Below are 25,530 nucleotides of genomic sequence, written 5' to 3' on the forward strand. Positions count from 1 at the left end.
CGGTCCTCCACCTCAGGGTCAGCTTGCCAGGGCCTCCTCCGGCTCCCCGCTGGCCCTCGGCTCCGTCACCCGGATCTCCGGCAGTTCCCGGTGTGCCGGGTCCCGTACCTCGCCGACCAGCAGCTCCAGTACGTCCTCCAGCGCGACCAGGCCCAGCACCTTGCCGGACGCGTCGGCCACCTGGGCCAGATGCGTGGCGGCCCGGCGCATCACCGTCAGGGCGTCGTCCAGCGGCAGTTCCGGCCTGAGCGTCGTCATCGGCCGCCAGATCTGCTGCGGTACCGCCCGCTGCGAGTCCTCCAGGTCCAGTACGTCCTTCACGTGCAGGTAGCCCATGAAGGCGCCGTTCTCCGCCGCCACCGGGAAACGGGAGTACCCCGTGCGGGCGGTGAGCTCGACGATCTGGCCGGGGGTGACCGAGGGGCTGACCGTGACCAGCGACTCGCGCCCCAGGAGCACGTCCGTCACCGGGCGGGAACCCAGCTCCAGCGCGTCCCCCAGGCGTTCCTGCTCCTCGGGGTCGAGGAGACCGGCCTGGCCGGAGTCCTCCACGAGCCGGTTGAGCTGCTCGCTGGTGAAGACCGCCTCGACCGCGTCCTTGGGCTCGACCCGGAAGAGCCGCAGGATGCCCCGGGCGCACGCGCCGAGGGCGACGGTGATCGGCCTGCAGAGGCGGGCGAAGGCGACCAGCCCCGGGCTGAGCCACAGCGCGACCTTCTCCGGGGCCGCCATCGCGAGGTTCTTCGGGAGCATCTCGCCGACGACGAGATGGAAGAAGACGACCGCCGCGAGCGCGATGACGTAGCCGAGCGGGTGGATCATGCCGTGCGGCAGGTGGATCCACTCGAAGACCGGCTCCAGCAGCCGCGCGACCGTCGGCTCGGCGACCGCGCCCAGGGTCAGCGAGCAGACGGTGATGCCGAACTGGGCGGCCGCCATCATCTGCGGCAGCCGTTCCAGACCGTACAGGACCTGCCGGGCCCGGGCGGTGCCGAGCGGTTCGATCTGGCTGCGGCGTACCGAGACGAGTGCGAACTCGGCGCCGACGAAGAAACCGTTGGCGAGCACGAGCAGCGCGGCGAACAGCAGTTGGAGCACGCTCATCGGCCGGCCTCCGCCACGGACGCGGCGGCTTCCGCCATGGCGGGCACGAGGGCCGTCCGCACCAGGCGGACCCGCTCGGCGCGGTAGTGGCCGACCTGGCGGACGGACAGCCGCCAGCCGGGCAGTTCGGCCTTGTCGCCGACGGCAGGGATCCGGCCGAGCAGGTCGGCGACCAGGCCGGCGACGGTTTCGTAGGGCCCCTCGGGCACGTCGAGGCCTATGCGCTGGAGGATGTCGACGCGGCAGCTGCCGTCGGCCTCCCAGGCGGGCCTGCCGTCCTCGGGCGGGGCGGTGGCGAGTTCGGGCAGGTCGTGGCCGTCGTGCTCGTCGCGGACCTCGCCGACGAGTTCCTCGATGATGTCCTCGAGGGTGACGACGCCGGCCGTGCCGCCGTACTCGTCGACGACGACGGCGATGGGCTGCTCGTTGCGCAGCTGGGTGAGCAGGGGCTGCACCGGCAGGGTCTCGGGCACGAGCAGGGCCGGGCGCGCGATGCGCCCCACGGGCGTGCGCAACCGATCCTGCACGGGCACGGCCAGCGCGTCCTTGAGGTGGACCATGCCGACGATCTCGTCGATCTTCTCGCGGTAGACGGGGAAGCGGGACAGGCCGGTGGCGCGGGTCAGGTTGACCACGTCCTCGGCGGTCGCCGACGACTGCAGCGAGCTGACCTTCACGCGCGGGGTCATGACGTGCTGCGCGGTCAGCTCGGCGAGCGACAGCGTGCGGACGAAGAGGTCCGCGGTGTCCTGCTCCAGGGCGCCGGCCCGTGCGGAGTGCCGGGCCAGGGAGACGAGTTCGCCGGGGGTGCGGGCGGAGGCCAGCTCCTCGGTGGGCTCGATGCCCAGCGCGCGGACGAGACGGTTGGCGACCGCGTTGAGGCCGGCGATCACCGGGCGGAACAGGCGTGCGAACGCGTGCTGCGGGCCGGCGACGAAGCGCGCGACCTGCATGGGCCTGGACACGGCCCAGTTCTTGGGCACGAGTTCGCCGATCACCATCTGCACGGCCGACGCCAGCAGCATGCCGATGACGACGGAGACGCCGGAGACGGCTCCCTCGGGGATGCCGGTGGCGGTGATGGGGCCGTGCAGCAGCTCCGCCAGCGCCGGTTCGGCGAGCATGCCGACGACGAGGGAGGTGATGGTGATGCCGAGCTGGGTGCCGGAGAGCTGGAAGGACAGCTCCTTGAGGGACTCGACGACCGTACGGGCTCGTCGGTCGCCCTCGGCGGCGGCCTTCTCGGCGTCCGTGGCCTCGACCGTGACAAGGCCGAACTCGGCCGCGACGAAGAAGCCGTTGGCCAGGATCAGCAGGAAAGCCGCTCCGAGGAGCAGCAGGGGGATGGTCATGATGCCGCCGCCTCCGCGTACACGCGGACTGCGAGGTCACAGTCCGCGGTATGTCGGCAGGGGGCGGCGCAGGTACTACAGGACGATCCGTCCATCGCCGGAGAGGGTCACTCCTCGCGTAGCAGGAACCCCTGTGCGCCGGGCGGCGCGCAGGGGCGGAGGCGCAGCGAAAAACGCCTCCGCCAACAGATTAATCAAGACATGGGGTCGTGCGGCAGAGTGGAAGGCCCTGACTCTGCTCCGAGCCGACCCTGATCTTGCTCGGGGTCAGCCGTGATCCGCCTCGGGGCGGGCCGTGGAGCGTGCCTCGGCGAGGGCCCTCAGGGTGCGCGCGTCGGCGATGGCACGCTGTTTGGCGATGCCCGGCTGGATGCCCAGCGCGGGCAGGCTGGTGCCGTCGCTGAGGTTGAGGAACACCCACGGGTCGCCCGGACGGAGGTTCACCTGGATGATCTCGGCCCAGTCCAGGTGCCGCCTGCTGGCGATGTTGACGACGGTGACGCCGGACTCGTCGGCGACGACCTTCGGCCGGGACAGCACGAGCAGCACACCGAACAGGAGTGCTCCGGTGAAGACGAAGCTGAGGCGCTCGCCGGGGCCGAGCCGCTCCAGCAGCATCGCGACCGTCGTGATGACCACGAAGATCGCGACACCGGCGGTGAGCAGGACGGCACGGGTGCGCCCTGGCCGGAATGTGACAGGGAGAGCGGGCAGTTCGGACATCTCTTTCGCGTCCCTCAGAGACGGCAGGCGTGGATGGCCGTGGTCAGGATGGCCCGGGCGCCGATGTCGTACAGGTCGTCCATGATCCGCTGCGCCTCCTTGGCCGGGACCATCGCGCGGACGGCGACCCAGCCCTCGTTGTGCAGCGGGGAGACGGTCGGGGACTCCAGGCCCGGCGTGAGGGCGACGGCCTTCTCCAGCTGCTCGACCCGGCAGTCGTAGTCCATCATCACGTACGTCCGGGCGACCAGGACGCCCTGGAGGCGGCGCAGGAACTGCTGCACCTTGGGCTCCTCGCCGTTCTCGCCGGTACGGCGGATCACGACGGCCTCGGACTTCATGATCGGCTCGCCGATGACCTCCAGGCCCGCGTTGCGCAGGGAGGTGCCGGTCTCGACGACGTCCGCGATGACCTCGGCGACACCGAGCTCGATGGCCGTCTCGACGGCGCCGTCCAGGTGGACGACGGAGGCGTCGATGCCGTTGTCGGCGAGGTGCTTGGCGACGATGCCCTCGTAGGAGGTGGCCACCGTCATGCCGTTCAGGTCCTCGACGCCATTCGCCGTGCCCGGCTTGGTGGCGTAGCGGAAGGTGGAGCGGGCAAAGCCGAGCGGGAGGATCTCCTCGGCGTTGGCGCCCGAGTCGATGAGCAGGTCGCGGCCGGTGATGCCGATGTCCAGCTGCCCGGAGGACACGTAGATCGCGATGTCGCGGGGGCGGAGGTAGAAGAACTCGACGTCGTTCTCCGGGTCGACGATCCGCAGTTCCTTGGACTCGCGGCGCTGCTGGTAGCCGGCCTCATGCAGCATCTCCGCCGCAGGGCCGGACAGGGAACCCTTGTTGGGGACGGCGATGCGCAGCATGAGGTCGGCTTCCTTTGCGTGGTTTCTTACGGGAGCGGGTGCGGCTTGAGGGGTGCGGCTCACAGGTGGGCGTACACGTCGTCCAGGGAGATCCCGCGGGCGACCATCATCACCTGGACGTGGTACAGCAGCTGCGAGATCTCCTCGGCGGCCGCCTCCTTGCCCTCGTACTCGGCGGCCATCCAGACCTCGGCGGCCTCTTCGACGACCTTCTTGCCGATGGCATGGACGCCCTTGCCGACCAGCTCCGCGGTGCGGGAGGTGGCGGGGTCGCCGTTTGCGGCCTTGTGCTGGAGCTCGGTGAAGAGCTCCTCGAACGTCTTCTTGGACATGGTGGCGCCCACTTTACGCGGTGTGCCGGGCCGCCTAGCGCCATGGTTCAGATACTGAGCGGAGGGTGGCGGCCGTGGCCACGGCCGCCGTCACCGCCTCGTGCCCCTTGTCCTCGTTCGAGCCCTCGATGCCGGCCCGGTCCAGGGCCTGCTCCTCGGTGTCGCAGGTCAGCACACCGAAGCCGACCGGGACGCCGGTGTCGACCGAGACCTGGGTCAGGCCCTGGGTGACGCCCTGGCACACGTACTCGAAGTGGGGGGTTCCGCCGCGGATGACGACGCCGAGGGCGACGATCGCGTCATAGCCTCGCCCCGCGAGGACCTTGGCGACCACCGGGAGCTCCCAGCTGCCGGGGACCCGGAGCAGGGTCGGCTCGTCGATCCCCAGGTCGTGCAGTGCGCGCAGGGCGCCGTTCACCAGGCCGTCCATCACCTTCTCGTGCCACTGTGCCGCGATGACGGCGACCCGCAGGTCTCCGACATTGCGTACGGACAGTTCCGGTGCACCCTTGCCGCTCACGTCTCTCCTCGTTGGTTTCCTACTGGTTGCCACAGGTGGACACGGGGGTCGTGTCCAGCCAGGGCAGGTCGTGTCCCATCCGGTCCCGCTTGGTGCGCAGGTAGCGGAGGTTGTGCTCGCCCGCCTGTACGGGCATCGGCTCGCGGCCGGTGACCTTGAGGCCGTGGCTCACGAGGGCGTCGCTCTTGTCGGGGTTGTTGGTCATCAGGCGGACGCTGCGGACGCCGAGGTCCTGAAGGATCTGCGCGCCGGCGCCGTAGTCCCGGGCGTCGGCGGGCAGGCCGAGCTCCAGGTTGGCGTCGAGGGTGTCGTGGCCCTGCTCCTGGAGCTCGTAGGCCCGCAGCTTGGACAGCAGGCCGATGCCGCGTCCCTCGTGTCCGCGCAGGTAGACCACCACTCCCCGGCCCTCGGCCTGGATGCGCTCCAGGGAGGTGTCCAGCTGGGGGCCGCAGTCGCAGCGCAGGGAGTGGAAGACGTCGCCGGTGAGGCACTCGGAGTGGACGCGGACGACGACGTCCTCGCCGTCGCCGATCTCGCCGTGCACCAGGGCGACGTGCTCGACGCCGTCGACGGTGGAGCGGTAGCCGTACGCGGTGAAGGTGCCGTGGACGGTGGGCAGATGGGTCTTCGCCTCGCGGCGGACCGTGGGCTCGGAGCTGCGGCGGTAGGCGATCAGGTCCTCGATGGAGATGATCGTCAGGCCGTGCTTGCGGGCGAAGGGGAGGAGCTCGGGCAGGCGCAGCATCTGGCCGTCCTCGCCGGCGATCTCGACGATGGCGCCGGCCGGGCGCAGCCCCGCGAGCCGGGCCAGGTCGACGGCGGCCTCGGTGTGGCCGTTGCGGACGAGCACGCCGCCGGGCTTGGCGCGCAGGGGGAAGATGTGGCCGGGGCGGACCAGCTCCGCCGGCTCGGCCGTACCGCTCGCGAGCAGTTGAAGCGTGGTGGCGCGGTCGGAGGCGGAGATCCCGGTGGTCACTCCGTGAGCGGCGGAGGCGTCCACGGAGACGGTGAACGCGGTCTTCATCGACTCGGTGTTGTCGTCGACCATCTGCGGCAGGCGCAGCCGGTCCAGTTCGTCGCCCTCCATGGGGGCGCAGATCAGGCCGCGGCACTCGCTCATCATGAAGGCGACGATCTCCGGGGTCGCCTTCTCGGCGGCGATGACGAGGTCGCCCTCGTTCTCCCGGTCCTCGTCGTCGACGACCACGACGGGGCGGCCGGCCGCGATGTCGGCGATGGCCTGCTCCACGGGATCGAGCGAGAAGTCCTCGAAACCGTCGGTGCTGTACAGGATCGGTGCCGCTGTCATGCCGGCGCTCCTTCCATGACGGGCTGCGGGGCCTTGCGGGAACGCAGCCACCAGTCGCGCATGCCCCACAGGACGAGTGCGCCGTAGATGACGTAGACGAAGCCGGAGAAGGCGTAGCCGTTGGCGAAGTTCAGGGGCACGCCGACGAGGTCGACGAGCAGCCAGGCGAACCAGAACTCGACCATGCCGCGTGCCTGGGCGTACATGGCGACGATGGTGCCGACGAAGATGTAGGCATCCGGCCAGGGGTCCCAGGACAGGGTCGGGTAGGCCTTGAAGAGCAGGGCCACGGCGACCGTGCCGATGGCGGCGGCACCGGTCATCGCCGCGCGCTCACGCCAGGTGGCGAACCGCGGGGTGATCTGGCCGTCCTCGGACTGGCCCTTGCGGCGGTTCCACTGCCACCAGCCGTACCCGGCGACGACCATGACGACGGCCTGCTTGCCGGCGCTGCCGGTCAGGTGGCCGAAGAAGGCGCCGAAGAGGACGAGGCCGGACAGGAACTGCACGGGCCAGCTCCAGATGGACCGGCGCCAGCCGAGGGCGAGGGCGGCCAGACCGAAGACGTTGCCGACCATGTCCGACCACAGGATGTGCTGGTCGAACAGCACGAACGCCTCGGAGTTCAGCCAGTTCACCGACCGGCCCCCTGACTGCCCATCAGCCGCTCGACGTACTTGGCGATGACGTCGACCTCGAGGTTGACCGGGTCCCCGGGCTGCTTGAGGCCGAGCGTGGTCAGGGCGAGGGTGGTGGGGATGAGGCTGATGGTGAAGTAGTCGGGTCCGGCGTCGACGACGGTGAGGCTGATGCCGTCGACGGTGATGGAGCCCTTCTCGACGACGTAGCGCGCGAGGTCCGCGGGGAGCGAGATCTTCACGATCTCCCAGTTGTCGGACGGCTTGCGCTCGAGCACCTCGCCGGTCCCGTCGACGTGACCCTGCACGATGTGCCCGCCGAGGCGCTCGCCCACGGCCATGGGGCGTTCGAGGTTGACGCGGGAGCCGACGGTGAGGACGCCCAGGCTGGAGCGGTTCAGGGTCTCGGCCATCACGTCGGCGGTGAACTCGTCGCCCTCGTGGTCGACGACCGTGAGACAGACGCCGTTGACGGCGATCGAGTCGCCGTGCTTCGCGCCTTCCGTGACGACGGGGCCGCGCAGCCGGAAGCGGGAGGCATCGCCGAGGTTCTCGACGGCCGTGATCTCGCCCAGCTCTTCGACGATTCCGGTGAACACTTCCCGGGTCCTCCTGCCTCTTCGGGCACGGACTCCGGGGCTGTCGATGACGACAGAATGTACGAGCAGAAACACCGGGGGCGACGCCGGACGGACTTCGCCTCATGGACGAACCGGTACGGCGGCGCGCACGAATGCCCGCCCGCCGCGCACTGCCTCCCATCCGGACTTTAACCGTCGGTCCAGGAATTTCACCTGGTCAACCGGCCGCTGGAGGCGACCGGGTCGCGGACTGTAACCGCCGGTTCGGACTTTCACCGACCCCGGAGTGCGCTGCTTCTGGTACGCAACCAGTGTGCCACGCCTGATCGACGGCCATACAGGTGAATCGTGTGGAGTGGCTCACAGAGCGTGCCGGGAATGTCACCAACTCGCGAATGGTACGCACCCATTGACCTTAGTGGTCTAGTCCTCTTAGGGTCTGCGCACGGGTCCGGCGACGGTGACGACGGCCCTTGCCCGCCGCCGGACCCCCGGGCCCGGGGCCTTCTGGCAGGGTGAACCGCATGACGAGTGCGACCGCCGACGAGTTCGAGCGCCACCGCCCCCGGCTGTTCGGCCTGGCCTACCGCATGCTCGGCTCCGCCGAGGAGGCCGAGGACACGGTCCAGGACGCCTACCTGCGCTTCAGCGGAGCCGACCGCGCGAGCATCGAGCATCCCGCCGCCTGGCTCGCCAAGGTCGTCACCAACCTCTGCCTCAACCGGCTGACCTCGGCCCGGGCCCGGCGTGAGAGCTACGTCGGGACCTGGCTGCCGGAGCCGGTGGTCACCTCCGACGGGACGCTCGGCCCCCTGGAGTCGGCCGAGCAGCGCGAGGCGGTGTCCATGGCGCTGCTGGTCCTGCTGGAGCGGCTGTCGCCGACCTGGGGGCACCTCCCACGCCCTTGAGGCAGTGGGGGAGGGCGGTGTACGTGCTGCGGGAGGCGTTCGGGTACGGGCACCGGGAGATCGCCGGGGTCCTGGACCTCTCCGAGTCCAACTGCCGCCAGCTGTACCGGCGTGCGGTCCGGCGGGTGGGTGAGCCGCAGGCGCGTTTCGAGGCGCCGCCGGAGCGGCGGGAGGAGCTCGTCGCCTCCTTCGTCGCGGCGGCCCGGGACGGCGATCTGGCCGGGCTGGAGAAGCTGCTGGCGGCCGATGTGACCTGGTCGAGCGACGGTGGCGGCAAGGTCAGGGCGGCCCGGCGGCCGGTCGAGGGGCGGGAGAAGGTCGTCCGGCTCGTGGTGGGCGGCGTCGAGCGGTTCGCGGCGGGCCTGGACTACACGGCGGTCGAGGTCAACGGTGCGACCGGGCTGGCGGCGTGGGCGGGCGACACACTCGCCGGGGTCGTCGCGTTCGATCTGCGGGAGGGTCTGATCACGCAGGTGCGGGTCGTGGTGAACCCGGACAAACTGGGTTTCGTACGCCGTCAGCTCGCGCGCTCGTAGCGGCCTGTCACATTTTGTACGGGCTACTCGGTCCTGGCTGACAAGGGGCGCTCCACCCGGGAGCGTCCGGCGTTCGAAGGGACTGAACAGCATGACCACGATCCTGGTGACCGGCGGCACCGGAACGCTCGGCCGGCTCGTCACCGAGCGGCTGCGCGCGGACGGGCACGAGGTGCGGGTGCTCAGCCGGCATGCACAGCCGTACGCCGTCGATCTGCGCGAGGGCGGTGAAGCGCTGGACGCGGCCGTGGCCGGCGTGGACACGATCGTGCACTGCGCGAGCTCACCGCGCGGCGGGGACGAGCAGGCGGCCGCGCACCTGATCGCGGCGGCCCGGCGGGCCGGTGTGGGCCACTTGGTCTACATCTCGATCGTCGGCATCGACCGGGTGCCGTTCGGCTACTACAAGAGCAAGCTGGCGGTGGAGAAGCTGATCGAGGAGTCGGGGCTCGGCTGGACCGTGCTGCGCACGACGCAGTTCCACGATCTGCCGGTGATGCTGTTCGAGGTGCAGGCCAAGTCTCCGGTGCTGCTGCTCCCGGCCGGCGTGCCGGACCAGCCCATCGAGGTGGCGGAGGTCGCGGCGCGCCTGGCCGAGCTGGCCTCGGGACCGCCCGCGGGGCGGGTCGAGGACATGGGCGGGCCCGAGGTGCGGTCACTGGAGTCGCTGGCCCGTGCCTGGCTGAAGGCGACCGGACGGAAGCGGGCGGTGGTGAACGTGCCGCTGCTGGGGAAGGCGTACCGGGCCTTCCGGGCCGGCGGCCACCTCACCCCGGAGCACGCCGTCGGCAAGGGCACGTTCGAGCAGTACCTGGCGGGGCGGCGCCGGTGAAGCGGCACGACTTGCTCCGCGCCGGGCTGGGGCTGCTCGCCGGAACCCAGGTGCTGCTCGGCCTGTGGATCCTGCTGCTGCCGGACACCTTCTGGAAGTGGCGCTGGGTGTCGTACCTTCCGCCGTACAACGAGCATCTGCTGCGGGACCTCGGCAGTACGAATCTCGCGCTCGCCGTGGTCCTGTGCGCGGCGGTCACGACGATGGAGCGGCGACTGGTGCTCACGGCACTGGTGGCGTACGTGACGGCGTCAGTGCCTCATCTGGTGTTCCACGCCCGGCACTTGGAGCCGTTGTCGGCCGCGAGCGGCGCGGGACTGATGGCGCTGCTGGGGACCGGCGCGGTGCTGCCTGCGGCGTTGCTGTGGCTGGCGGCCGATCCGTCGGCGTTCCGCCGACCGGCGCCGGTGGCCTATCGCCCCAAAGGCGCGAACAAGTCGTCCTGAGCCCGGTCGCGCGCCGTGAGCAGCGCCCCGCGCAGCACCGCTTCCCCGCCCAGTGCGCTGGGCCGCACCTGAGTGGGCAGGGGTGACAGCCGGTTGAGACGGCTCTGGACGCGGGCGGCCAGGGTGTCGCCGCCCGCGCGGCCGATCTCGCCGGCCAGCACGACGCAGCCGGGGTCCAGTACGGAGATGACGGCGGCGGCCCCCAGGGCGACGCGGTCGGCGAGGGCGTCGAGGAAGCGGTCGGCGGACGCGTCCGTGCCGGCCCGGCCGGCCGCCGCGCGGACGAGTGCCGACGCGCGGGGTTCGGGTTCGTGCGCGGTGGCCGGTGCCGTCATGCCGTACTCCGCCGCGAGGCCGGCGAGCGCACCCGCGCCGGCGAGCGAGTGGAAACCGCCGTCGCAGTCGGTGGCGGACGGCAGCCCCGTGGTCCCCGGTACCGGCAGGAAGCCGATCTCGCCCGCGCCGCCCGAGGCGCCCCGGCGCAGCGTCCCGTCGAGGACCACCGCGGCGCCGATGCCCATGCCGAACCACAGCAGCACGAACGTGTCCCGGTCCCGGGCGGCGCCTTCGCGCTGTTCGGCGAGGGCGGCGAGGTTGGTCTCGTTCTCGACGCTGACGCGGGCGTCCGGGAAGCGTTCCTGCAACGCGGCCACCAGGCGCCGGTGCCACTCGGGCAGGCCGGAGGAGTCGCGGAGTTCGCCGCTCGCCGGGTCGATCAGGCCGGGCGCGCCGATACCGACGGTGTGCAGCCGGTCGGCCCCCGCCTCCTTCGCCACGCGCTCGACCAGGGTGACCGCCTGCTCCACCGCGGGCCCCGTACCGGTGTCGTCGCCGATCGGCACGGACGCCTCGGCGAGCGCCTGTCCGAGCAGGTCGGAGACGACGACGGAGACGCCTTCCGTGCGGACGTCCAGCGCCGCCAGATGGGCCCGGTCGGCGACTATGCCGTAGAGCTTCGCGTTCGGCCCCCGGCGCTGCTCCCCCGACTCCCCGACCACCGCGATCAGCCCGGCAGCGGTGAGGCGCTCGACGAGGTCGGCGACGGTCGGCCGGGACAGACCGGTCAGCTGCTTCAACCGCCCTGCCGTCAACGGGCCCTCCTGCTGGAGCAGACGCAGGGCGAGCCGGTCGTTGATGGCCCGGGCGGTGCTCGGGGATGCGGGCATGCCGGGATCCTCCCAGAAGGGCGGGCCGCCGGGACGTCGTACGGCCGGTTGATCCCTTACCTATCAGGAAGGGACCCTGATAGTTTACGGCGGCGATGCGAGCGGGTCCGCGAACGGGGAGGTCGGGAGAATGGGCGAAGTGCACTACGCGCAGCGTGAGGTGAGGCGGGCCCGGTACGCCTTGGCCGCCGTGTTCGCCGTGCACGGCGCCGTGACCGGCTCGTTCGCGACGCGGGTGCCGTGGATCCAGGACCACGCGTCGGTGAGTGCGGGGCAGCTGGGGCTCGCTCTGGCCTTCCCCGCGCTCGGCGCGTCCGTGGCGATGCCGCTCGCGGGCAGCATCAGCCACCGCTTCGGCGCCCGGAACGCCTTGCGGGGCCTGATCGCCCTGTGGACGCTGGCGCTGGTCCTGCCGTCCCTGGCCCCCAACCTGCTGACTCTCTGCCTGGCCCTGTTCGTCTACGGCGCGACGGCCGGCATGGCGGACGTGGCGATGAACGCGCTCGGCGTCGAGATCGAGAACCGCCTCGGCCGGTCGATCATGTCCAGCCTGCACGGCCTGTGGAGCGCCGGCGCGCTGGTCGGCTCGGCGGCGGGCACGCTCGCCGCGCACCTGGGATCGGATGCCCGGCTGCACCACGCCCTCGCGGCCGTCACTCTCACACTCCTCGGCGTGCTGGCCTGTCGCTGGGTGCTCGACCTGCAGCCCGCCGAGGACGAGGAACCGCCGCCCCGGTTCGCGCTGCCGCCCAAGTCGGCGCTGCTCATCGGTGCCGTCGGGTTCTGCGCGGTGTTCGCCGAGGGCGCGAGCCTGGACTGGTCCGCGGTCTATCTGCGCGACCAGCTGGACAGCTCGGCGGGGCTCGCGGCGGCCTGCACGACCGGCTTCACGCTCACGATGGCGATCGCCCGGATCGCCGGCGACAAGGTGGTGGACCGGTTCGGCTCGGTGCGCACGGTCCGCGTGAGCGGTGTGCTGGCCGCGCTCGGCGGCCTGCTCATCGTCGTCGCGGACCATCCGGCGGTGGCGATGGCCGGGTTCGCGCTGATGGGCCTGGGCATCGCCGTCGTCGTCCCGCTGTGCTTCGCCGCGGCGGGCCGCAGCGGTCCGAACGCCAGCCTGGCCATCGCCGGCGTCGCGACCATCACGTACACCTCGGGTCTGATCGCGCCCAGCGCGATCGGCGGTCTGGCCCAGGCGACCAGCCTGATGGTGTCGTTCGGCCTGGTGACGGTACTGGCGTGCGGGCTCGTGGCCTTCGCGGGCGTCCTGCGCGCGGGCGACCGCGACCGGCCGAAGGTCGGGTCGCGGGCAGCGGCGGTTCCGGATCCGCGGCCCTGAGCTCCGGCCCGTACGACGTTGGCGCGGCGTCTCGGCATCGAGCCGACGGCGAGGCTCTCAGCGCGCCAGGTCGTAGGCGTACGACGGCGAGAAGGTGCCCGGTGTGCCCTTGCAGCCGTCCGACTCCCCCGGCAGTTTGACCCACAGGTAGGCGTCGATCCGCGCCTCCCCGGTGTTCAGCGTGGGCGCCCGGCCGATCTTCCGGCCGGCCGGATCGCACCACTGGCCGTCGGCCGGGGCGCCGTTGCCGTTGCGGCTGGTGTCGACGACGGCGCCCAGGCTCGCCGGACCGTCCAGGGCGTCGAGCACCTGTCGGTCGTAGGCGATCTCGTCGGACGTGCGGTGGAAGTTGGAGACATTGCTGAAGATGCCGTCGGAGGAGACGGCCGAGGCGGCGCCGGCCTGTTTCAGCCACCCAGCCTGCTTCGCGGGCGCGTTCCAGCCGGAGTGGCCGGCGTCGTAGTAGACCCGCGCCTTGGGGTTGGCGTCCTTGAGGACACGGCCCGCGCGGGCCAGCGAGGCGAAGCGGCGGGTCCGTTCGCCCGTGGAGAGGCACTCGGCCTGGGCGACCGAGTCGGGTTCCAGGATGACGATGACGTCCCCGGAGCCCAGCCCTTCGGCGAATGCGTCGATCCAGTCGTCGTAGGCGGAGAGATCGGGCGCTCCGCCCTCGGAGTGCCCGCCGCAGTCGCGGCCCGGGATCGCGTACGGCACGACCACCGGCACCCGGCCCTGCGCCACGCCGCCCGCGGTGACGGCGCGGACCCGTGCGGTGATGGTCGACGGCGTGAAGTCGGCGAACCAGACGGCCGCCGGGTGGTCTGCGATACGGGACTCGATGACCGTGTGACGCGGGTCGTCGGTGTGGGCGCGCACCCAGTCGAGGACCTGGGACTCGGGGTGGCGGTAGAGGCGGGTGGAGGCGGCGGCGGTCCGCGGCCTCCCCTCCGTCTCCGTCGCCTTCTTCGTCGGTGCCGGCGTAGGGCTGATGTCCTTCTCCTTCGGGGACTTCTTCGCAGACGGGGATGCCGACGCACTGGCCGAGGGCGAACCTGAAGAGACGGCGGGCATCGGCGCCGGGCGCGGCGAGTCGGTCACCTGGGGCCTGGCCTGGTCGGAGCCGCGCCGGTCGTCGAGCGCGGACAGCATCCCGGCCGCCGTGCCGACCGCGACGACGACGGAGGCCGCCGCGACCATGGCGCCACGCCGGGCGGCCCGCCTGCGCTCGGCCCGACGGGCGGCAAGGCGCTGGGCACGTATGCCTGACACCTCTCGCTCCCCCTCCCCCACGACGGGTGCGTTCCCCCGTTCTGGGGAAGCGTCGGGCCCGCCGGTACCCGGGCCAGCCTAAAGCTGCGACTCTGCCCCCATGGTGCAATGCGAACAATTCACCACTCCCGTCGACGCGGTCATCTCCCGTATGCGCGCGCTCGACTCGGCCCTCCCCGCCCGGGACGGCCTCGCCGTCTTCAACCGCGTCTACCTCGCGGTCACCGAGGCGGTGGACCGGCGCATCGACAGCGGGCGGTTCCCGGACGCGCGGGCCGCGATCACGCTGGACGTGCGGTTCGCGGAACGCTATCTGGCCGCCATCGACGCGGTGGCCGCCGAGCGGCGACCGCCGGCCTGCTGGCGGCCCCTGTTCCAGTTCCGCCACCATCCCGGCGTACGACCGCTGCAGTTCGCGCTCGCGGGCATCAATGCGCACATCGGGCACGACCTCGCGCTCGCCGTCGTGGACACCTGTCGTACGCTCGGCTGCGAACCCGCCGACGTGGAGGACGAGTTCGACCGCGTGGGCGACCTCCTCGTCTCGCTGGAGGAGCGCATCCGCGAAGATCTGATGCCGGGTCCCGACGTCCTCCAGATCGCCGACCCGCTCACCCACCTGCTCGGCGCGTGGAGCCTGGAGCGGGCCCGGGACGCCACCTGGACGGCGGCACGGGCCCTGTGGGCGCTGCGCCGGCTGCCCGATGTCGCCGAGGAGTTCACCGACCGTCTGGACGCGGCGGTCGGCCTCGCCGGCCGCATGCTGCTCACGCCGCTGCCGGACTGATCCGGCAGCGTGTCCCTTCCGGCTCAGTCCTCCGGCAGCTCGACCGGCGCGATCTCGTCGTACACGTCGCCCGGGCCGGGGTTCGTCGGGTCTGTCGTGCCGCCGAAGTGGTGCATGACACCCCAGACCGCGTTCAGTGCGGTCTGTACGGCGCCCTCGGCCCAGCCGGCCGTCCAGGAGATGTCGTCGCCGGCCAGGAAGACGCCCCGCTTGTCCTCGGGCAGCCGGTCCTGCATGAAGTGGGTGAACAGACGCCGCTGGTAGCGGTAGTGGCCGGGCAGGTTGGCCTTGAACGCGCCCATGAAGTAGGGCTCGTTCTCCCAGGAGACCGTCACCGGGTTGCCGATGATGTGCTTCCTGACGTCGACCTTCGGATAGATCTCGCCGAGCGACTTCAGCATGACCTCCATCCGCTCGTTCGCGGACAGCGGCAGCCACTTCAGGCTGTCGTCGCACCAGGTGTAGGAGAGGCAGATGACGGCGGGCTTGTCGGGGCCGTCGTCGAGCAGGTAAGTACCGCGCGTCATACGGTCGGTGAGGGTCATCGACATGACGTCCCGGCCGGTGAGCTCGTCCTTGTCCAGCCAGAACGGCCGGTCGACGGGGACGAAGAGCTTGGAGCTCTCCATGTAGTGGGTCCGCTCGATCGCCGTCCAGTGGTCGATCGGGAAGAGCGAGTCGTCGCAGGCGATCTTGGAGAGCAGCATCCAGGACTGGGCGGTGAAGATCACCGCCTGGTAGGTGCGGATGTCGCCGTTCGCGTCGGTCACCGTGATCCGGTTGCCGGCGGTGCGGTGCAGCCGGGTCACGGCGGGGCGGGGCTCGCCGTTGTCGTGCAGGGACTTCAGGGACGTGCCGTAGGCCCAGTGCACGATCTTCTCCGGCTCCCGCTCCCACAGGCGCAGCGGCAGTTGCTGGGAGCCGCCGACGATGCCGCGGTGGTGGTCGTCGGCCTCGGTGTAGACGACGCGCAGGATCTCCAGGATGGAGTTGGGGAAGTCGGTGTCCCAGCCGCCGGTGCCGAAGCCGACCTGGCCGAAGATCTCGCGGTGCCGGAAGGACTTGAAGGCATCGGAGTCGCAGAGGAAGCCGTAGAAGGTCTGGTTGTCGAGCTTCTCGACGAGCCTCCCCCAGATCTCGCGGATGCGCGGCACGTCCCGCTCGCGCACGGCCCGGTTCATGTCGGAGAAGTCGGCGCCCTCTTCGAGGCAGCGGTTCCAGGCGTTCGCCACGTCCCGGTAGACCTGTGGCAGGTCGTCGATCGTCTCGGCGTAGTGGGACTCGCCCTTGAGATCGACGACGGTGGAAGGGGTCGCTTCCGCAAGGGGGTTGGGAAAGGGCCGGGTCTCGAGCCCCACGAGGTCGATGTAGTGCTGAAGCGCCGTGGAGGACGGTGGGAAGCGCATCGCGCCCATCTCGGCGGTGAGGCCCTCGGTGTCGGGGCCGTCGAAACCGACGGTGCGCAGTCGTCCGCCGATCCGGTCGGCCTCGTACACGACCGGCTTGAGGCCCATCTTCATCAGCTCGTACGCGGCCACGATGCCGGACAGACCGCCACCGATGACCGCGACCTCCGTGCCGTGCCCGGCCGCGGGTATCTGCCCGAGGCCGGCCGGGTGGGCGAGGAAGTCGTCGTACGCGTAGGGGAAGTCCGGGCCGAACATGGTGATCGGCGGCTGCTGCTCGTCTGCGTGCTCGACGGCGTTGGGCACGGTGGACGTCATGGGGTACGGACTCCTTGCGCAAAGGTACGGCGGGGGTCGGATCTCGGGATCGTCAGACGAGGGACCGGTAGAGGCCGGGACGCCGGTCCTCCAGGTACGGGTTCGCCTCGCGGGAGGCGGCCAGGAACGCGGGGTCGACATCCGCGAGGAGCAGCTCGTCGCCGCGGCCTGCCCGGGTGCGGGCGACTCCGTCGGGCCCGGCGAGGGTGGAGAGCCCGACGAAGTCGAACTCCCCCTCCCGGCCGATCCGATTGACGTACGCGATGTACATCTGGTTCTCGAAGGCGCGCACCGGCACGACGGACTCGGCGACGAACTGGAACGGGTGCATCTGCGCGGTCGGCACCAGGAGGAGGTCGGTGCCGGCCAGGGCGTGGGCGCGGACGTTCTCCGGGAACTCGACGTCGTAGCAGATCATCAGGCCGACCCGGAGACCGTTCAACTCGGCCTGTACGACGGCCTGTCCGCCCGGCGTGTAGTGCTCGCGCTCGAAGCAGCCGAAGAGGTGGGTCTTGCGGTAGTTGGCGAGGCGGGTGCCGTCGGCGGAGATCAGCTGGGCGGAGTTGAAGACCTGGCCGGCGGCCCGCTCCGGGTAGCCGTAGGCGATCGCGAGGCCGTGCCGGGTGGCCGTCTCGGCGATCGCGTCCGCGGCCTCGCCGTCGGCGGGCTCGGCGAGGCGGCCGATGTCGCCGCCGATCGCGTACCCGGTGAGGAACATCTCCGGCGCCACCAGGAGCCCGGCGCCCGCAGCGGCGGCCCGGCCCGCGGCCTCGTCGAGGACCTTGAGGTTCTCGACGGTCGAGCCGGGGAGGCCGGAGCTCTGGAGCAGGGCGGTGCGCATGCGTGTTCCTCACCGGGCGGAAGCGTGGGCGGAAGAGTGGCTGGAGGGGCCACATAGACGGTACGGGCGGCGGGCTCGGGCGGACAAGAAGGAGCCGTTGCGCGCCGGTGCACTGATCGTTGCGTGCGCTTCGGGCCGGGCGGCGATTCGTTGCGCAGACGCCCCTCCGCAGGCGGGCGCCGGCCGCGTCAGAGCTGCGCCTTCGCGGCCCGAGCACCGCCCACCAGTACCAACGCCGTCACCAGGTACGGCATCGCGAACAGCGCGAAGAGCGTGCCGTGGGACGCCGTCGTGCCGAGGATCCCGTAGGCGCCGTACACGGCGATCGTGCCCAGGTCGGTGCCCAGGCCCGCGACGGAGGTCAGGGTGGCCCGGCGGGTGTCGTCGATGCGGTGCTGGAGCCGGACGTCCGCGAGCACGTCCGCCAGTTGGAAGGCGCCGAAGGCGAGGGCCACCAGACCGACGCCGGCCGGTGTTCGCGCCACGGCGCCCGCGGCCAGGGCGAGCGCGCCGCCGGTGAGCAGGACGGCGAGTCCGACCGTGCCGAGGCGTTCGGCCGCTCCGGCCAGCAGGCTGCCGGACGTGGCTCCCGCCCAGATCAGCAGGATCAGATAGGGAACCGTCTGCTCCGCCACGCCGAGGTCGCGGACCAGCAGGGGCGTGTATTCGTCGAGGGCGCCCCACACCGCGCCGACGGCCGGGACGAGCAGGAGGGCGCCGCGTACGGACCGGTCCGCGCGGGCTTCGGCGAGGCCGGTCCGTAGGGTCGCGGCCCAGCCGTCGTCCCCGGACACCTGGGGCACCCGGTGTTCCGGGAACCGGGTCGCGATCGCCGCGGCCAGCAGGCAGGCCAGCACGCTCGCCGCCCCAACAGCCCGGTAGCCGCCCAGAGCGAAGACCGGGCCGGCGAGTCCCACCGACGCCATCGTGGCCACCGACCGCGCCGCCCGGGTGCGGCCCATGACACGCGCGTACCGGTCGGCGGCGCCGAGGTGGTCCAGTTCGTCGTAGACCAGCGCCTCCAGCGCGCCGGAGGCGAGGGCTCCGCCCGTTCCCCACAGGACGAAGCCGACCGCGAAGGCCCAGTACGACGGGACGATCACCCACAGGGCGAAGCCGGCCGCGGTGAGCAGCGGCCCGATCCACAGCAGCAGCCGCCGGGAGACGGCGTCGGCCCAGGCGCCGGAGGGGACCTCCAGCAGCACGCCGGTGATCGACCACAGGGCGAAGAGGGAGGAGATCTGTCCGACGGACAGACCGGTGTCGCTGAACAGCAGCGCGTACACGGGGTAGAGCAGGACGAAGTCGTCGAGGAACGCGTAGCCGTACAGCGTGGCCGTCAGCCACCGCAGGCCGGTGTCACGGGTGGTGGGTCAATGTCGACGGGTCATGGCACCGATGTTAGGACGCGTCCGGCACATCCGGCCACCGCGTTACGCGGACGACCGCCGCTGCGGAGGGGCGGCCGCCGCTCTACGTGGGCGAGCCCGACGAGAAGCGGCGCAACAGCGGCGACAGCACGAGCACGGACTTGGTCCGTTCCACGAACGGCTCCCCCGCGATCCGCTCCAGGACGCGTTCGAAGTGGCGCATGTCGGAGGCGAAGACCTGGACGATCGCGTCCGCGTCGCCGGTGACGGTCGACGCGGCCACGATCTCCTGGTAGCGCTCCAGGCCCCGCTGGATGGTCTCCGGCGAGGTGTTGCCTCGGCAGTAGATCTCGACGAAACCCTCGGTCTCCCAGCCGAGGGCCGCCGGGTCCACCCGCACGGTGAAGCCGGTGATGGCGCCGGTGGCGCGCAGCCGGTCCACGCGCCGTTTCACGGCGGGCGCGGAGAGGCCGACCAGCTGCCCGATGTCCGCGTAGGAGCGGCGGGCGTCCTCGGCGAGGGCGTGCACTATGCGTTCGTCGAGATCGTTCAGCACGGTGGGTGGATCACTTCTCAGGTGTGTCTCAGGTGTTCAGGTGTTCAGCGTTACGCGTCGGTGGTGAGAGGTGTCGCGAGTCGGGAGCGGCGATAGCCGTACACGAAGTAGAACACGAGCCCGACGGCCATCCAGACCCCGAAGACCACCCACGTGACGGCGGACAGGCTGCCCATCATCCAGACGCAGAAGGCGAAGCCGAGGGCGGGCAGGACCGGCGACAGCGGCACCCGGAAGGTGCGGGGCATGTCGGGCCGCGTCCGGCGCAGCACCACGACCGCGACATTGACCAGCGCGAAGGCGAACAGCGTGCCGATGCTGGTCGCGTCGGCGAGTTGGCCGAGCGGGACGGCCGCGGCGAGGACACCGCAGAACAGGGACACGATCAGCGTGTTGGCGCGCGGCGCCCCGGTCTTCGGGTGGACGCGGGAGAACACCTTGGGCACCAGGCCGTCCCGGGACATGGCGAAGAGGATGCGGGTCTGGCCGTACAGCACGGTCAGGACGACGCTCGCGATGGCGATGACCGCGCAGAAGGCCAGCAGGGTGCCCCAGAAGGTCTGCCCGGTGACCTCGCGCATGATCTGGGCGAGGGCGGCCTCGGAGTCGGTGAAGTTCTCTCAGGGCTTCGCGCCGACGGCGACGGCGGCGACGAGGACGTACAGGGCCGTCACGATGACGAGCGACAGCATGATCGCGCGCGGCAGGTCGCGCTGCGCGTTCTTGGCCTCCTCGCCGGCGGTGGAGGCCGCGTCGAAGCCGATGTAGGAGAAGAAGAGCGTGGCACCGGCGGCGCTGACGCCCGCCACGCCGAGCGGCATGAAGTTCTCGTAGTTGCCGGAGCGGAAGCCCTGGACGCCGATCGCGCAGAACAGCACCAGCGCGGCGATCTTCACGATGACCATGGCCGTGTTGGCGCGGGCCGACTCGCGGGCGCCGCCGAGCAGGAAGCCCATGGCCAGGAGTACGACGATGAGCGCCGGCAGGTTGAAGACGCCGCCGTCGCCGGGCGGGGCGGAAAGCGCGGCGGGGATGGTGACGCCGAGGGTGCCGTCGAGCATCTCGTTCAGGTACTCGCCCCAGCCGACGGCCACGGCGGCGACCGAGACGCCGTACTCCAGAACCAGGCACCAGCCGCAGATCCAGGCGATCAGTTCGCCCATCGTTGCGTATGCGTACGAGTACGAGGATCCGGCGACCGGGATGGTGCCCGCCAGCTCGGCGTAGGACAGGGCCGAGAAGAGCGCGGTGAGACCGGCGATCACGAAGGAGAGGGTGACGGCCGGGCCGGCCTTGGGGACGGCCTCGCCGAGGACGACGAAGATGCCGGTGCCGAGGGTGGCACCGATGCTGATCATGGTCAGCTGCCACAGCCCGAGGGTGCGGCGCAGCCTGCCTCCCTCGCCCTGGCCACCCTCGGCGACCAGGCCTTCCACGGGCTTGCGGCGCATGAGACGCGCACCGGCGCCCGGGGACGCGGGGGCTGCCCGGTTGCGGTGGTCCCGGGGTGCGCCTTGGTCGAGCACGCGCTGACTCCTTCGTCGCTGCCTCTCAGGGCGGCGGGAACCGGCGGCACCCCTGCGCGTACAGGGACCCACCGAGCGGGGTCCCCGCCACGCCACGTACAGCGCATGACCCTACGGTGGAAAGCGTTGCCCGTGTAATGCAGCAACCTTGCGCTCCGCCGCAAGATCGTTGCGTTCCTCGCGGGTGGGCGGGTCTTCGTTGCACGGCGGCTTTCGAGCGTTGCGTACCGGACCGCTCGTACGGGCTGATCAGCGCAGGGCCTTGACCAGGAACAGACACGAATCGGCCCGCTCCTGCCGTACGCCCTCGGCGTCCAGGTACGCCCAGCGGTCGACGTAGCCCACCGTGGGCCGGTACCCGAGCCGTGCGTAGAGGGCGGCCGCCCGCGGGTTGTCGTCGCCGACACCGAGCCCCATGCTCTCGATGCCGCGCTCCTGGGCCAGTCGCTCGGCGGTGCGGATCAGCGACGCGCCGATCCCCTGGGAGCGGAGCGACGCGGGCCAGACGAACAGGCCGTTGATCTCCGGGCAACCAGGGTGGACAGCCCGCACCTCGGGCGCTTCGCAGCCGGTCCAGCGGACCTCCGCGTGCCCGACGGGACGCCCCTCCAGCCACGGGACGAGATAGCTGCTGTCACCGGCCTCCTGCCGTGCGAAGCGAGCGGCGTGGTGGCCGTCGACGCTGTGCGACGGCATGCAGCGCTCCAGTACGTCCAGGTCCTCTGCCCGGCAGACGGCGATGTCCATGCCCGAACGGTAGAGCCCGGGACATGCCGACGGCCCCCGATTTTCCCGGCGCACGGGTCAACGGGGGCCGTACGAAAGCCAGTCGCGTCACCAGCTGGCGTGCAGCGGCTTGCCCTCGGCGTAACCGGCGGCGCTCTGGATGCCGACGACGGCCTTGTCGGCGAACTCCTCCAGGGAGCCGGCGCCGGAGTAGGTGCAGGAGGAGCGGACGCCCGCGATGATCGCGTCGATCAGGTCCTCGACGCCCGGGCGGGACGGGTCGAGGAACATGCGGGAGGTGGAGATGCCCTCCTCGAACAGCGCCTTGCGGGCACGGTCGTACGCCGACTCCTCCGACGTACGGTTGGCCACGGCACGCGCGGAGGCCATCCCGAACGACTCCTTGTACAGGCGCCCGTCGGCGTCCTGCTGGAGGTCGCCCGGGGACTCGTACGTGCCCGCGAACCAGGACCCGATCATCACGTTGGACGCACCGGCCGCGAGCGCCATGGCCACATCGCGCGGGTGGCGGACACCGCCGTCGGCCCACACGTGCTTGCCGTACTTCTTCGCCTCGGCCGCGCACTCCAGGACCGCGGAGAACTGCGGCCGGCCGACGCCGGTCATCATGCGGGTGGTGCACATGGCGCCGGGACCGACACCGACCTTGATGATGTCCGCGCCCGCCTCGACCAGATCCCTGACGCCTTCGGCGGCGACGATGTTGCCGGCGACGATCGGGACCCGCGGGTCGAGATCGCGCACCAGCTTGACCGTGCTGAGCATCGACTCCTGGTGGCCGTGCGCCGTGTCGATGACGAGCGTGTCGACGCCCGCGTCCAGCAGTTGCTTGGCCTTGCCCGCGGCGTCGCCGTTGATGCCGACGGCGGCGGCGATCCGCAGCCTGCCCCGCGCGTCGGTGGCCGGCGTGTAGAGCGTGGCGCGCAGGGCGCCCTTGCGGGTGAGGATGCCGGCGAGACGGCCGTCCTTGTCCACGGCCGGCGCGTAGCGACGGTTGGCGTGGTCCAGCCGGTTGAAGGCCTCGCGCGGGTCGATGTCGGCGTCTATCAGCAGCAGGTCCTTGGACATGACCACTTCGAGCTGGGTGAAGCGGTCGACGCCGCTGAGGTCCCGGTCGGTGACGACACCGACCGGCCGCTGCTCCTCGTCGACGACCACACCGGCGTTGTGCGCACGCTTCGGCAGCAGGGACAGCGCGTCGGCGACGGTCTGGTGCGGGGCCAGCACGATCGGGGTGTCCAGCACGAGGTGGCGGCTCTTCACCCAGGAGATGACCTCGGTGACGACGTCGATCGGGATGTCCTGCGGTATGACGACGAGTCCACCGCGCCGGGCCACGGTCTCGGCCATACGGCGCCCGGCGATGGCGGTCATGTTGGCGACGACCAGCGGGATCGTGGTGCCCGTACCGTCCGGGGAGCTGAGGTCCACGTCCTGCCGCGAGCCGACCGCGCTGCGGCTGGGGACCATGAAGACGTCGTCGTACGTCAGGTCGTATGCGGGCTGGATGTCATTGAGGAAACGCACGTGCTGCACATCCCAGTCGATCAGAGGTGGCCCCCGGACAGGTCAGCCAGGGGGAAGAGCACGTACTTCATTGTCCCATGGCGGCCGGAATGCGATGCCCGGGCGGATCATCCAGGCAGGTCAGAGGGGTTTTCGGAGGAACCTCCAGGAGCCGGATCCGGACGGCCGCCGCAGCTGCGGCTGCGGCTGCGGCTGGTCACAGTGCCAGCGCCACCTGGAGCAGCGGCTCGCGGCCGGCCGCCTCGGCGAACACCTCCTGCGCCACGTCCCACTCGTCCGGGCGGGCCTTCGCGTAGGGCCGCCAGTTCCGTACGACGACCAGCAGCCCCTTCTCGACGGCGTCCCCGGGCCAGACGGTGTGGTCGGTGAGGCTGTCGGCCAGCGCGTCCCAGTTGCGGCCGAACCAGTCCGGCAACGACAGGGCGCGGGCGCAGCGGTCCATCAGGCCCGCCCTGTCCGTGACCCCGTCGAGGTCCAGCGCGACCACACGTTCCGTCATCTCGGTACCGCCCTTCAGTGCTGCCCTGAACGAGTCGTGGTGACGTCGGTGCGGTGGATGACCTTCCGTCAGGGCCCGTCCGGGTCGGCCCTGTTGAGCGCGGGCCTCGGCGTCGGCCCCACTGTCATCAGAGCGTCCGCCGCCGACGTGTCGGTGACGAGGCTGGTGACGAGCCCGGACCGCAGCACCGCGTCGATCGCCGCCGCCTTCCGCTGGCCGCCCGCGATCGCGACGACCTCGGGGATACGGCGGAGCTGGTCGGCCTTGACGGTGATGCACCGCTCGCCCAGGTCCCGTCCCACCCGGCGCCCCTCGGCGTCGAAGAGGTGCGCGGACATCTCGGCCGCGACGCCGAGCGAGGCGTAGTGCGAGCGTTCCTCGTCGCTGAGCATGTCGTGCACCGTGGAGATGCCCGGCTCCCAGGAGCCGATGGAGACACAGGCGACCGTGACCTTGTCGAAGTACTCGAAGGCCCGGGCGATCCCGGTCTGGTGGCGCAGCGCCTGCGCGGTCGCCACGTCCGGCAGCAGCATCGGCGCGTAGATGGGGTGGGCGTCGCCGCCGGAGACCTGTGCGGCCCGGCGGACGGCCTCGACCGAGCCGCGCTCGGCGGTCCCGGCGTCGTACACGCCCGTCAGCTGCACCACCGTGCACGGCGGCAGCCGGTCCAGGGCCGCCGCCATGTGGATGGTGGACCGGCCCCAGGCCAGGCCCAGTACGTCACCTTCGTTCACGAGCTCGCCGAGCAGGTCGGCGGCCACTTCTCCCAGGTTCTCGGGGTCGGGCGTCTGCTCGGCCTCGGCCGGAGACTCGACCACGACGGCATGCCTGAGGCCGTAGCGGGCGCGGAGCGCGTCGGAGCGCTCGGCGTCCAGCTCGGCCGGCACACGGATCTCGATGCGTACGAGGTCCCGTTCGAGGGCGGTCTCCAGGACCCGGGCCACCTTGAAGCGGCTGACGCCGAACTCCTCCGCGATCTGGATCTTGGACTTGCCCTCGAGGTAGAAGCGGCGGGCCATGGCCGCCGCCTGCACCAGCTCAGCGGGTCCCATCCGCATGGCTGACCGGCCAGCCGACATACCCGACACGGCGATCTCCTCACTGCTGTTCACACTCTGGATTCGCCGTTCATCCTCGCAGATCCGGCGCTGTTGATCAGCCCTGATGGGAGCCGTTCACGTTCTCGTCGGTCAGTGGTCGCACGCCCAGCTCGCCTTGGCCGTCGTCGCCTCCGCCTGGTTGCGCAGTGCACGTACCGCCTCGGCCGGGTCCGATGCCCCGTACACGGCCGATCCCGCGACGAATACGTCGGCTCCGGCGTCCGCGCAGCGCTCGATGGTGGACGCCGCGACTCCGCCGTCGACCTGGAGCCACAGCTCAAGTCCGTGCTTGCTGATCAACTCGCGGGTGCGGCGAATCTTCGGAAGCATGATGTCGAGAAACGCCTGGCCCCCGAAGCCCGGCTCGACGGTCATGATCAGCACCATGTCGAGTTCGGGGAGCAGGTCCTCGTACGGCTCGATGGGCGTCGCGGGCTTGAGCGCCATGGAGGCGCGGGCGCCCTTGGCCCGGATCTCCCGGGCGAGCCGTACGGGAGCGGCGGCCGCCTCGACATGGAAGGTGACGGAACCGGCCCCCGCTTCTACGTACTGGGGCGCCCACCGATCGGGGGCCTCGATCATCAGATGGCAGTCCAGCGCAGTGTCCGTCGCACGGGCCAGCGCCTCTACGACCGGCACACCGAGCGTGAGGTTCGGGACGAAATGGTTGTCCATGACGTCGACGTGGAGCCAGTCGGCTCCTTCGACCGCCTTCGCCTCGTCCGCGAGACGTGCGAAGTCGGCGGACAGGATGCTGGGGTTGATCTGCACGGCCATGACCCAAGAGTATGCGCTGCGCCGGCCTTGAGCGGTGGGGGGCTCAGAGGGCTTGCGGTTCGGTCCGGCTGCGGGTTGTGTGTGGCTGGTCGCGCCACGCGGCGGAGCCGCATATCGACTCAGCCCCTCGCCCCTTTCGGGCGTTGGTGCGGAGG

26 protein-coding genes, 1 pseudogene and 1 riboswitch are annotated in these 25,530 nt (G+C 71.2%); of the genes and pseudogenes, 6 read left to right on the forward strand and 21 right to left on the reverse strand.

What is annotated here, in order from left to right:
* Positions 1-18 precede the first annotated feature (18 nt).
* From Q4V64_RS08895 to Q4V64_RS08935, 9 genes are all read right to left on the reverse strand, one after another.
* Complete coding sequence (locus Q4V64_RS08895) at positions 19-1,104, reverse strand: hemolysin family protein (RefSeq protein ID WP_124443834.1); 1,086 nt, start codon at positions 1,102-1,104, stop codon at positions 19-21.
* Positions 1,101-2,456, reverse strand: a complete 1,356-nt coding sequence (locus Q4V64_RS08900) for a hemolysin family protein (RefSeq protein ID WP_124443833.1) — start codon at positions 2,454-2,456, stop codon at positions 1,101-1,103. The genes Q4V64_RS08895 and Q4V64_RS08900 overlap by 4 nt, the downstream gene beginning before the upstream one ends.
* A gap of 267 nt (positions 2,457-2,723) precedes the next feature.
* Complete coding sequence (locus tag Q4V64_RS08905; protein ID WP_124443832.1) at positions 2,724-3,179, reverse strand: PH domain-containing protein; 456 nt, start codon at positions 3,177-3,179, stop codon at positions 2,724-2,726.
* Between the two features lie 14 nt (positions 3,180-3,193).
* The gene (hisG, locus tag Q4V64_RS08910) at positions 3,194-4,042 is read right to left on the reverse strand and encodes an ATP phosphoribosyltransferase (protein WP_124443831.1); all 849 of its coding nucleotides are present in this window, start codon (positions 4,040-4,042) and stop codon (positions 3,194-3,196) included.
* Between the two features lie 59 nt (positions 4,043-4,101).
* Positions 4,102-4,374, reverse strand: coding sequence for a phosphoribosyl-ATP diphosphatase (locus Q4V64_RS08915; RefSeq protein WP_031486114.1), 273 nt, complete (start codon positions 4,372-4,374; stop codon positions 4,102-4,104).
* Positions 4,375-4,408: 34 nt separating this feature from the next.
* Positions 4,409-4,894 carry a 6,7-dimethyl-8-ribityllumazine synthase gene (ribH, locus tag Q4V64_RS08920; protein WP_124443830.1) on the reverse strand — a complete coding sequence of 162 codons (486 nt, stop codon included), beginning with the start codon at positions 4,892-4,894 and terminating at the stop codon, positions 4,409-4,411.
* A gap of 19 nt (positions 4,895-4,913) precedes the next feature.
* Positions 4,914-6,203 (reverse strand): bifunctional 3,4-dihydroxy-2-butanone-4-phosphate synthase/GTP cyclohydrolase II, encoded by a 1,290-nt coding sequence (locus Q4V64_RS08925; RefSeq protein WP_124443829.1) that lies wholly within the window; start codon positions 6,201-6,203, stop codon positions 4,914-4,916.
* Positions 6,200-6,841, reverse strand: a complete 642-nt coding sequence (locus tag Q4V64_RS08930; RefSeq protein ID WP_124443828.1) for a nicotinamide mononucleotide transporter family protein — start codon at positions 6,839-6,841, stop codon at positions 6,200-6,202. Before Q4V64_RS08930 ends, Q4V64_RS08925 begins: the two co-directional genes overlap by 4 nt.
* Entirely contained in the window at positions 6,838-7,440 is a 603-nt protein-coding gene (locus tag Q4V64_RS08935; RefSeq protein WP_124443827.1) for a riboflavin synthase, read from the reverse strand. The genes Q4V64_RS08930 and Q4V64_RS08935 overlap by 4 nt, the downstream gene beginning before the upstream one ends.
* Before the next feature lie 145 nt (positions 7,441-7,585).
* A riboswitch (FMN riboswitch) is annotated at positions 7,586-7,716 on the reverse strand.
* Between the two features lie 230 nt (positions 7,717-7,946).
* Between Q4V64_RS08935 and Q4V64_RS54845 the strand changes: the two genes are divergently transcribed.
* From Q4V64_RS54845 to Q4V64_RS08950, 4 genes are all read left to right on the forward strand, one after another.
* Positions 7,947-8,330: a sigma factor gene (locus Q4V64_RS54845; RefSeq protein WP_306308382.1), complete on the forward strand. Its 384-nt coding sequence runs from the start codon at positions 7,947-7,949 to the stop codon at positions 8,328-8,330.
* 17 nt (positions 8,331-8,347) lie between these two features.
* Entirely contained in the window at positions 8,348-8,866 is a 519-nt protein-coding gene (locus tag Q4V64_RS54850) for a sigma factor-like helix-turn-helix DNA-binding protein (protein ID WP_306308381.1), read from the forward strand.
* A gap of 91 nt (positions 8,867-8,957) precedes the next feature.
* A complete protein-coding gene (locus Q4V64_RS08945) occupies positions 8,958-9,698 on the forward strand; it encodes an SDR family oxidoreductase (RefSeq protein WP_124443826.1) in 741 nt (246 codons plus the stop codon).
* The gene (locus tag Q4V64_RS08950; RefSeq protein WP_253267293.1) at positions 9,695-10,144 is read left to right on the forward strand and encodes a hypothetical protein; all 450 of its coding nucleotides are present in this window, start codon (positions 9,695-9,697) and stop codon (positions 10,142-10,144) included. The genes Q4V64_RS08945 and Q4V64_RS08950 overlap by 4 nt, the downstream gene beginning before the upstream one ends.
* On the opposite strand, the gene Q4V64_RS08955 is transcribed toward Q4V64_RS08950, so the two are convergent.
* The gene (locus Q4V64_RS08955; RefSeq protein ID WP_124443825.1) at positions 10,111-11,310 is read right to left on the reverse strand and encodes an ROK family transcriptional regulator; all 1,200 of its coding nucleotides are present in this window, start codon (positions 11,308-11,310) and stop codon (positions 10,111-10,113) included. The two genes, Q4V64_RS08950 and Q4V64_RS08955, sit on opposite strands and share 34 nt — an antisense overlap.
* 130 nt (positions 11,311-11,440) lie before the next feature.
* On the opposite strand from Q4V64_RS08955, the gene Q4V64_RS08960 reads away from it, so the two are divergent.
* On the forward strand, positions 11,441-12,652 hold the full coding sequence (locus tag Q4V64_RS08960) for an MFS transporter (protein ID WP_124443824.1): 1,212 nt from the start codon (positions 11,441-11,443) through the stop codon (positions 12,650-12,652).
* Between the two features lie 57 nt (positions 12,653-12,709).
* Here the strand turns inward: Q4V64_RS08960 and Q4V64_RS08965 are convergent, their stop codons facing one another.
* Entirely contained in the window at positions 12,710-13,849 is a 1,140-nt protein-coding gene (locus Q4V64_RS08965) for a glycoside hydrolase family 6 protein (RefSeq protein WP_124443914.1), read from the reverse strand.
* A gap of 172 nt (positions 13,850-14,021) precedes the next feature.
* Here Q4V64_RS08965 and Q4V64_RS08970 point away from each other — a divergent pair, with 172 nt between their 5' ends.
* Complete coding sequence (locus Q4V64_RS08970; RefSeq protein WP_124443823.1) at positions 14,022-14,708, forward strand: DUF5995 family protein; 687 nt, start codon at positions 14,022-14,024, stop codon at positions 14,706-14,708.
* A gap of 23 nt (positions 14,709-14,731) precedes the next feature.
* Here the strand turns inward: Q4V64_RS08970 and Q4V64_RS08975 are convergent, their stop codons facing one another.
* From Q4V64_RS08975 to rpe, 10 genes and pseudogenes are all read right to left on the reverse strand, one after another.
* Positions 14,732-16,432: an NAD(P)/FAD-dependent oxidoreductase gene (locus tag Q4V64_RS08975; RefSeq protein WP_124443822.1), complete on the reverse strand. Its 1,701-nt coding sequence runs from the start codon at positions 16,430-16,432 to the stop codon at positions 14,732-14,734.
* 52 nt (positions 16,433-16,484) lie between these two features.
* Complete coding sequence (locus Q4V64_RS08980) at positions 16,485-17,273, reverse strand: carbon-nitrogen hydrolase family protein (protein WP_124443821.1); 789 nt, start codon at positions 17,271-17,273, stop codon at positions 16,485-16,487.
* A gap of 188 nt (positions 17,274-17,461) precedes the next feature.
* Positions 17,462-18,625 carry an MFS transporter gene (locus Q4V64_RS08985; RefSeq protein ID WP_124443820.1) on the reverse strand — a complete coding sequence of 388 codons (1,164 nt, stop codon included), beginning with the start codon at positions 18,623-18,625 and terminating at the stop codon, positions 17,462-17,464.
* A 121-nt stretch (positions 18,626-18,746) separates the two neighbouring features.
* Positions 18,747-19,199, reverse strand: coding sequence for an Lrp/AsnC family transcriptional regulator (locus Q4V64_RS08990; RefSeq protein WP_124443819.1), 453 nt, complete (start codon positions 19,197-19,199; stop codon positions 18,747-18,749).
* A gap of 50 nt (positions 19,200-19,249) precedes the next feature.
* A pseudogene (locus tag Q4V64_RS08995) lies at positions 19,250-20,725 on the reverse strand (amino acid permease).
* 249 nt (positions 20,726-20,974) lie between these two features.
* Positions 20,975-21,472, reverse strand: coding sequence for a GNAT family N-acetyltransferase (locus Q4V64_RS09000; protein ID WP_124443818.1), 498 nt, complete (start codon positions 21,470-21,472; stop codon positions 20,975-20,977).
* Positions 21,473-21,559: 87 nt separating this feature from the next.
* Positions 21,560-22,999, reverse strand: a complete 1,440-nt coding sequence (locus tag Q4V64_RS09005; protein WP_172629484.1) for a GuaB1 family IMP dehydrogenase-related protein — start codon at positions 22,997-22,999, stop codon at positions 21,560-21,562.
* 196 nt (positions 23,000-23,195) lie between these two features.
* A complete protein-coding gene (locus Q4V64_RS09010; RefSeq protein ID WP_124443816.1) occupies positions 23,196-23,498 on the reverse strand; it encodes a barstar family protein in 303 nt (100 codons plus the stop codon).
* 68 nt (positions 23,499-23,566) lie between these two features.
* A complete protein-coding gene (locus Q4V64_RS09015) occupies positions 23,567-24,610 on the reverse strand; it encodes a sugar-binding domain-containing protein (RefSeq protein WP_124443815.1) in 1,044 nt (347 codons plus the stop codon).
* Between the two features lie 78 nt (positions 24,611-24,688).
* On the reverse strand, positions 24,689-25,375 hold the full coding sequence (rpe, locus tag Q4V64_RS09020; protein ID WP_124443814.1) for a ribulose-phosphate 3-epimerase: 687 nt from the start codon (positions 25,373-25,375) through the stop codon (positions 24,689-24,691).
* Positions 25,376-25,530 lie beyond the last annotated feature (155 nt).

Source organism: Streptomyces sp. NL15-2K (assembly GCF_030551255.1).
Lineage (GTDB): Bacteria > Actinomycetota > Actinomycetes > Streptomycetales > Streptomycetaceae > Streptomyces.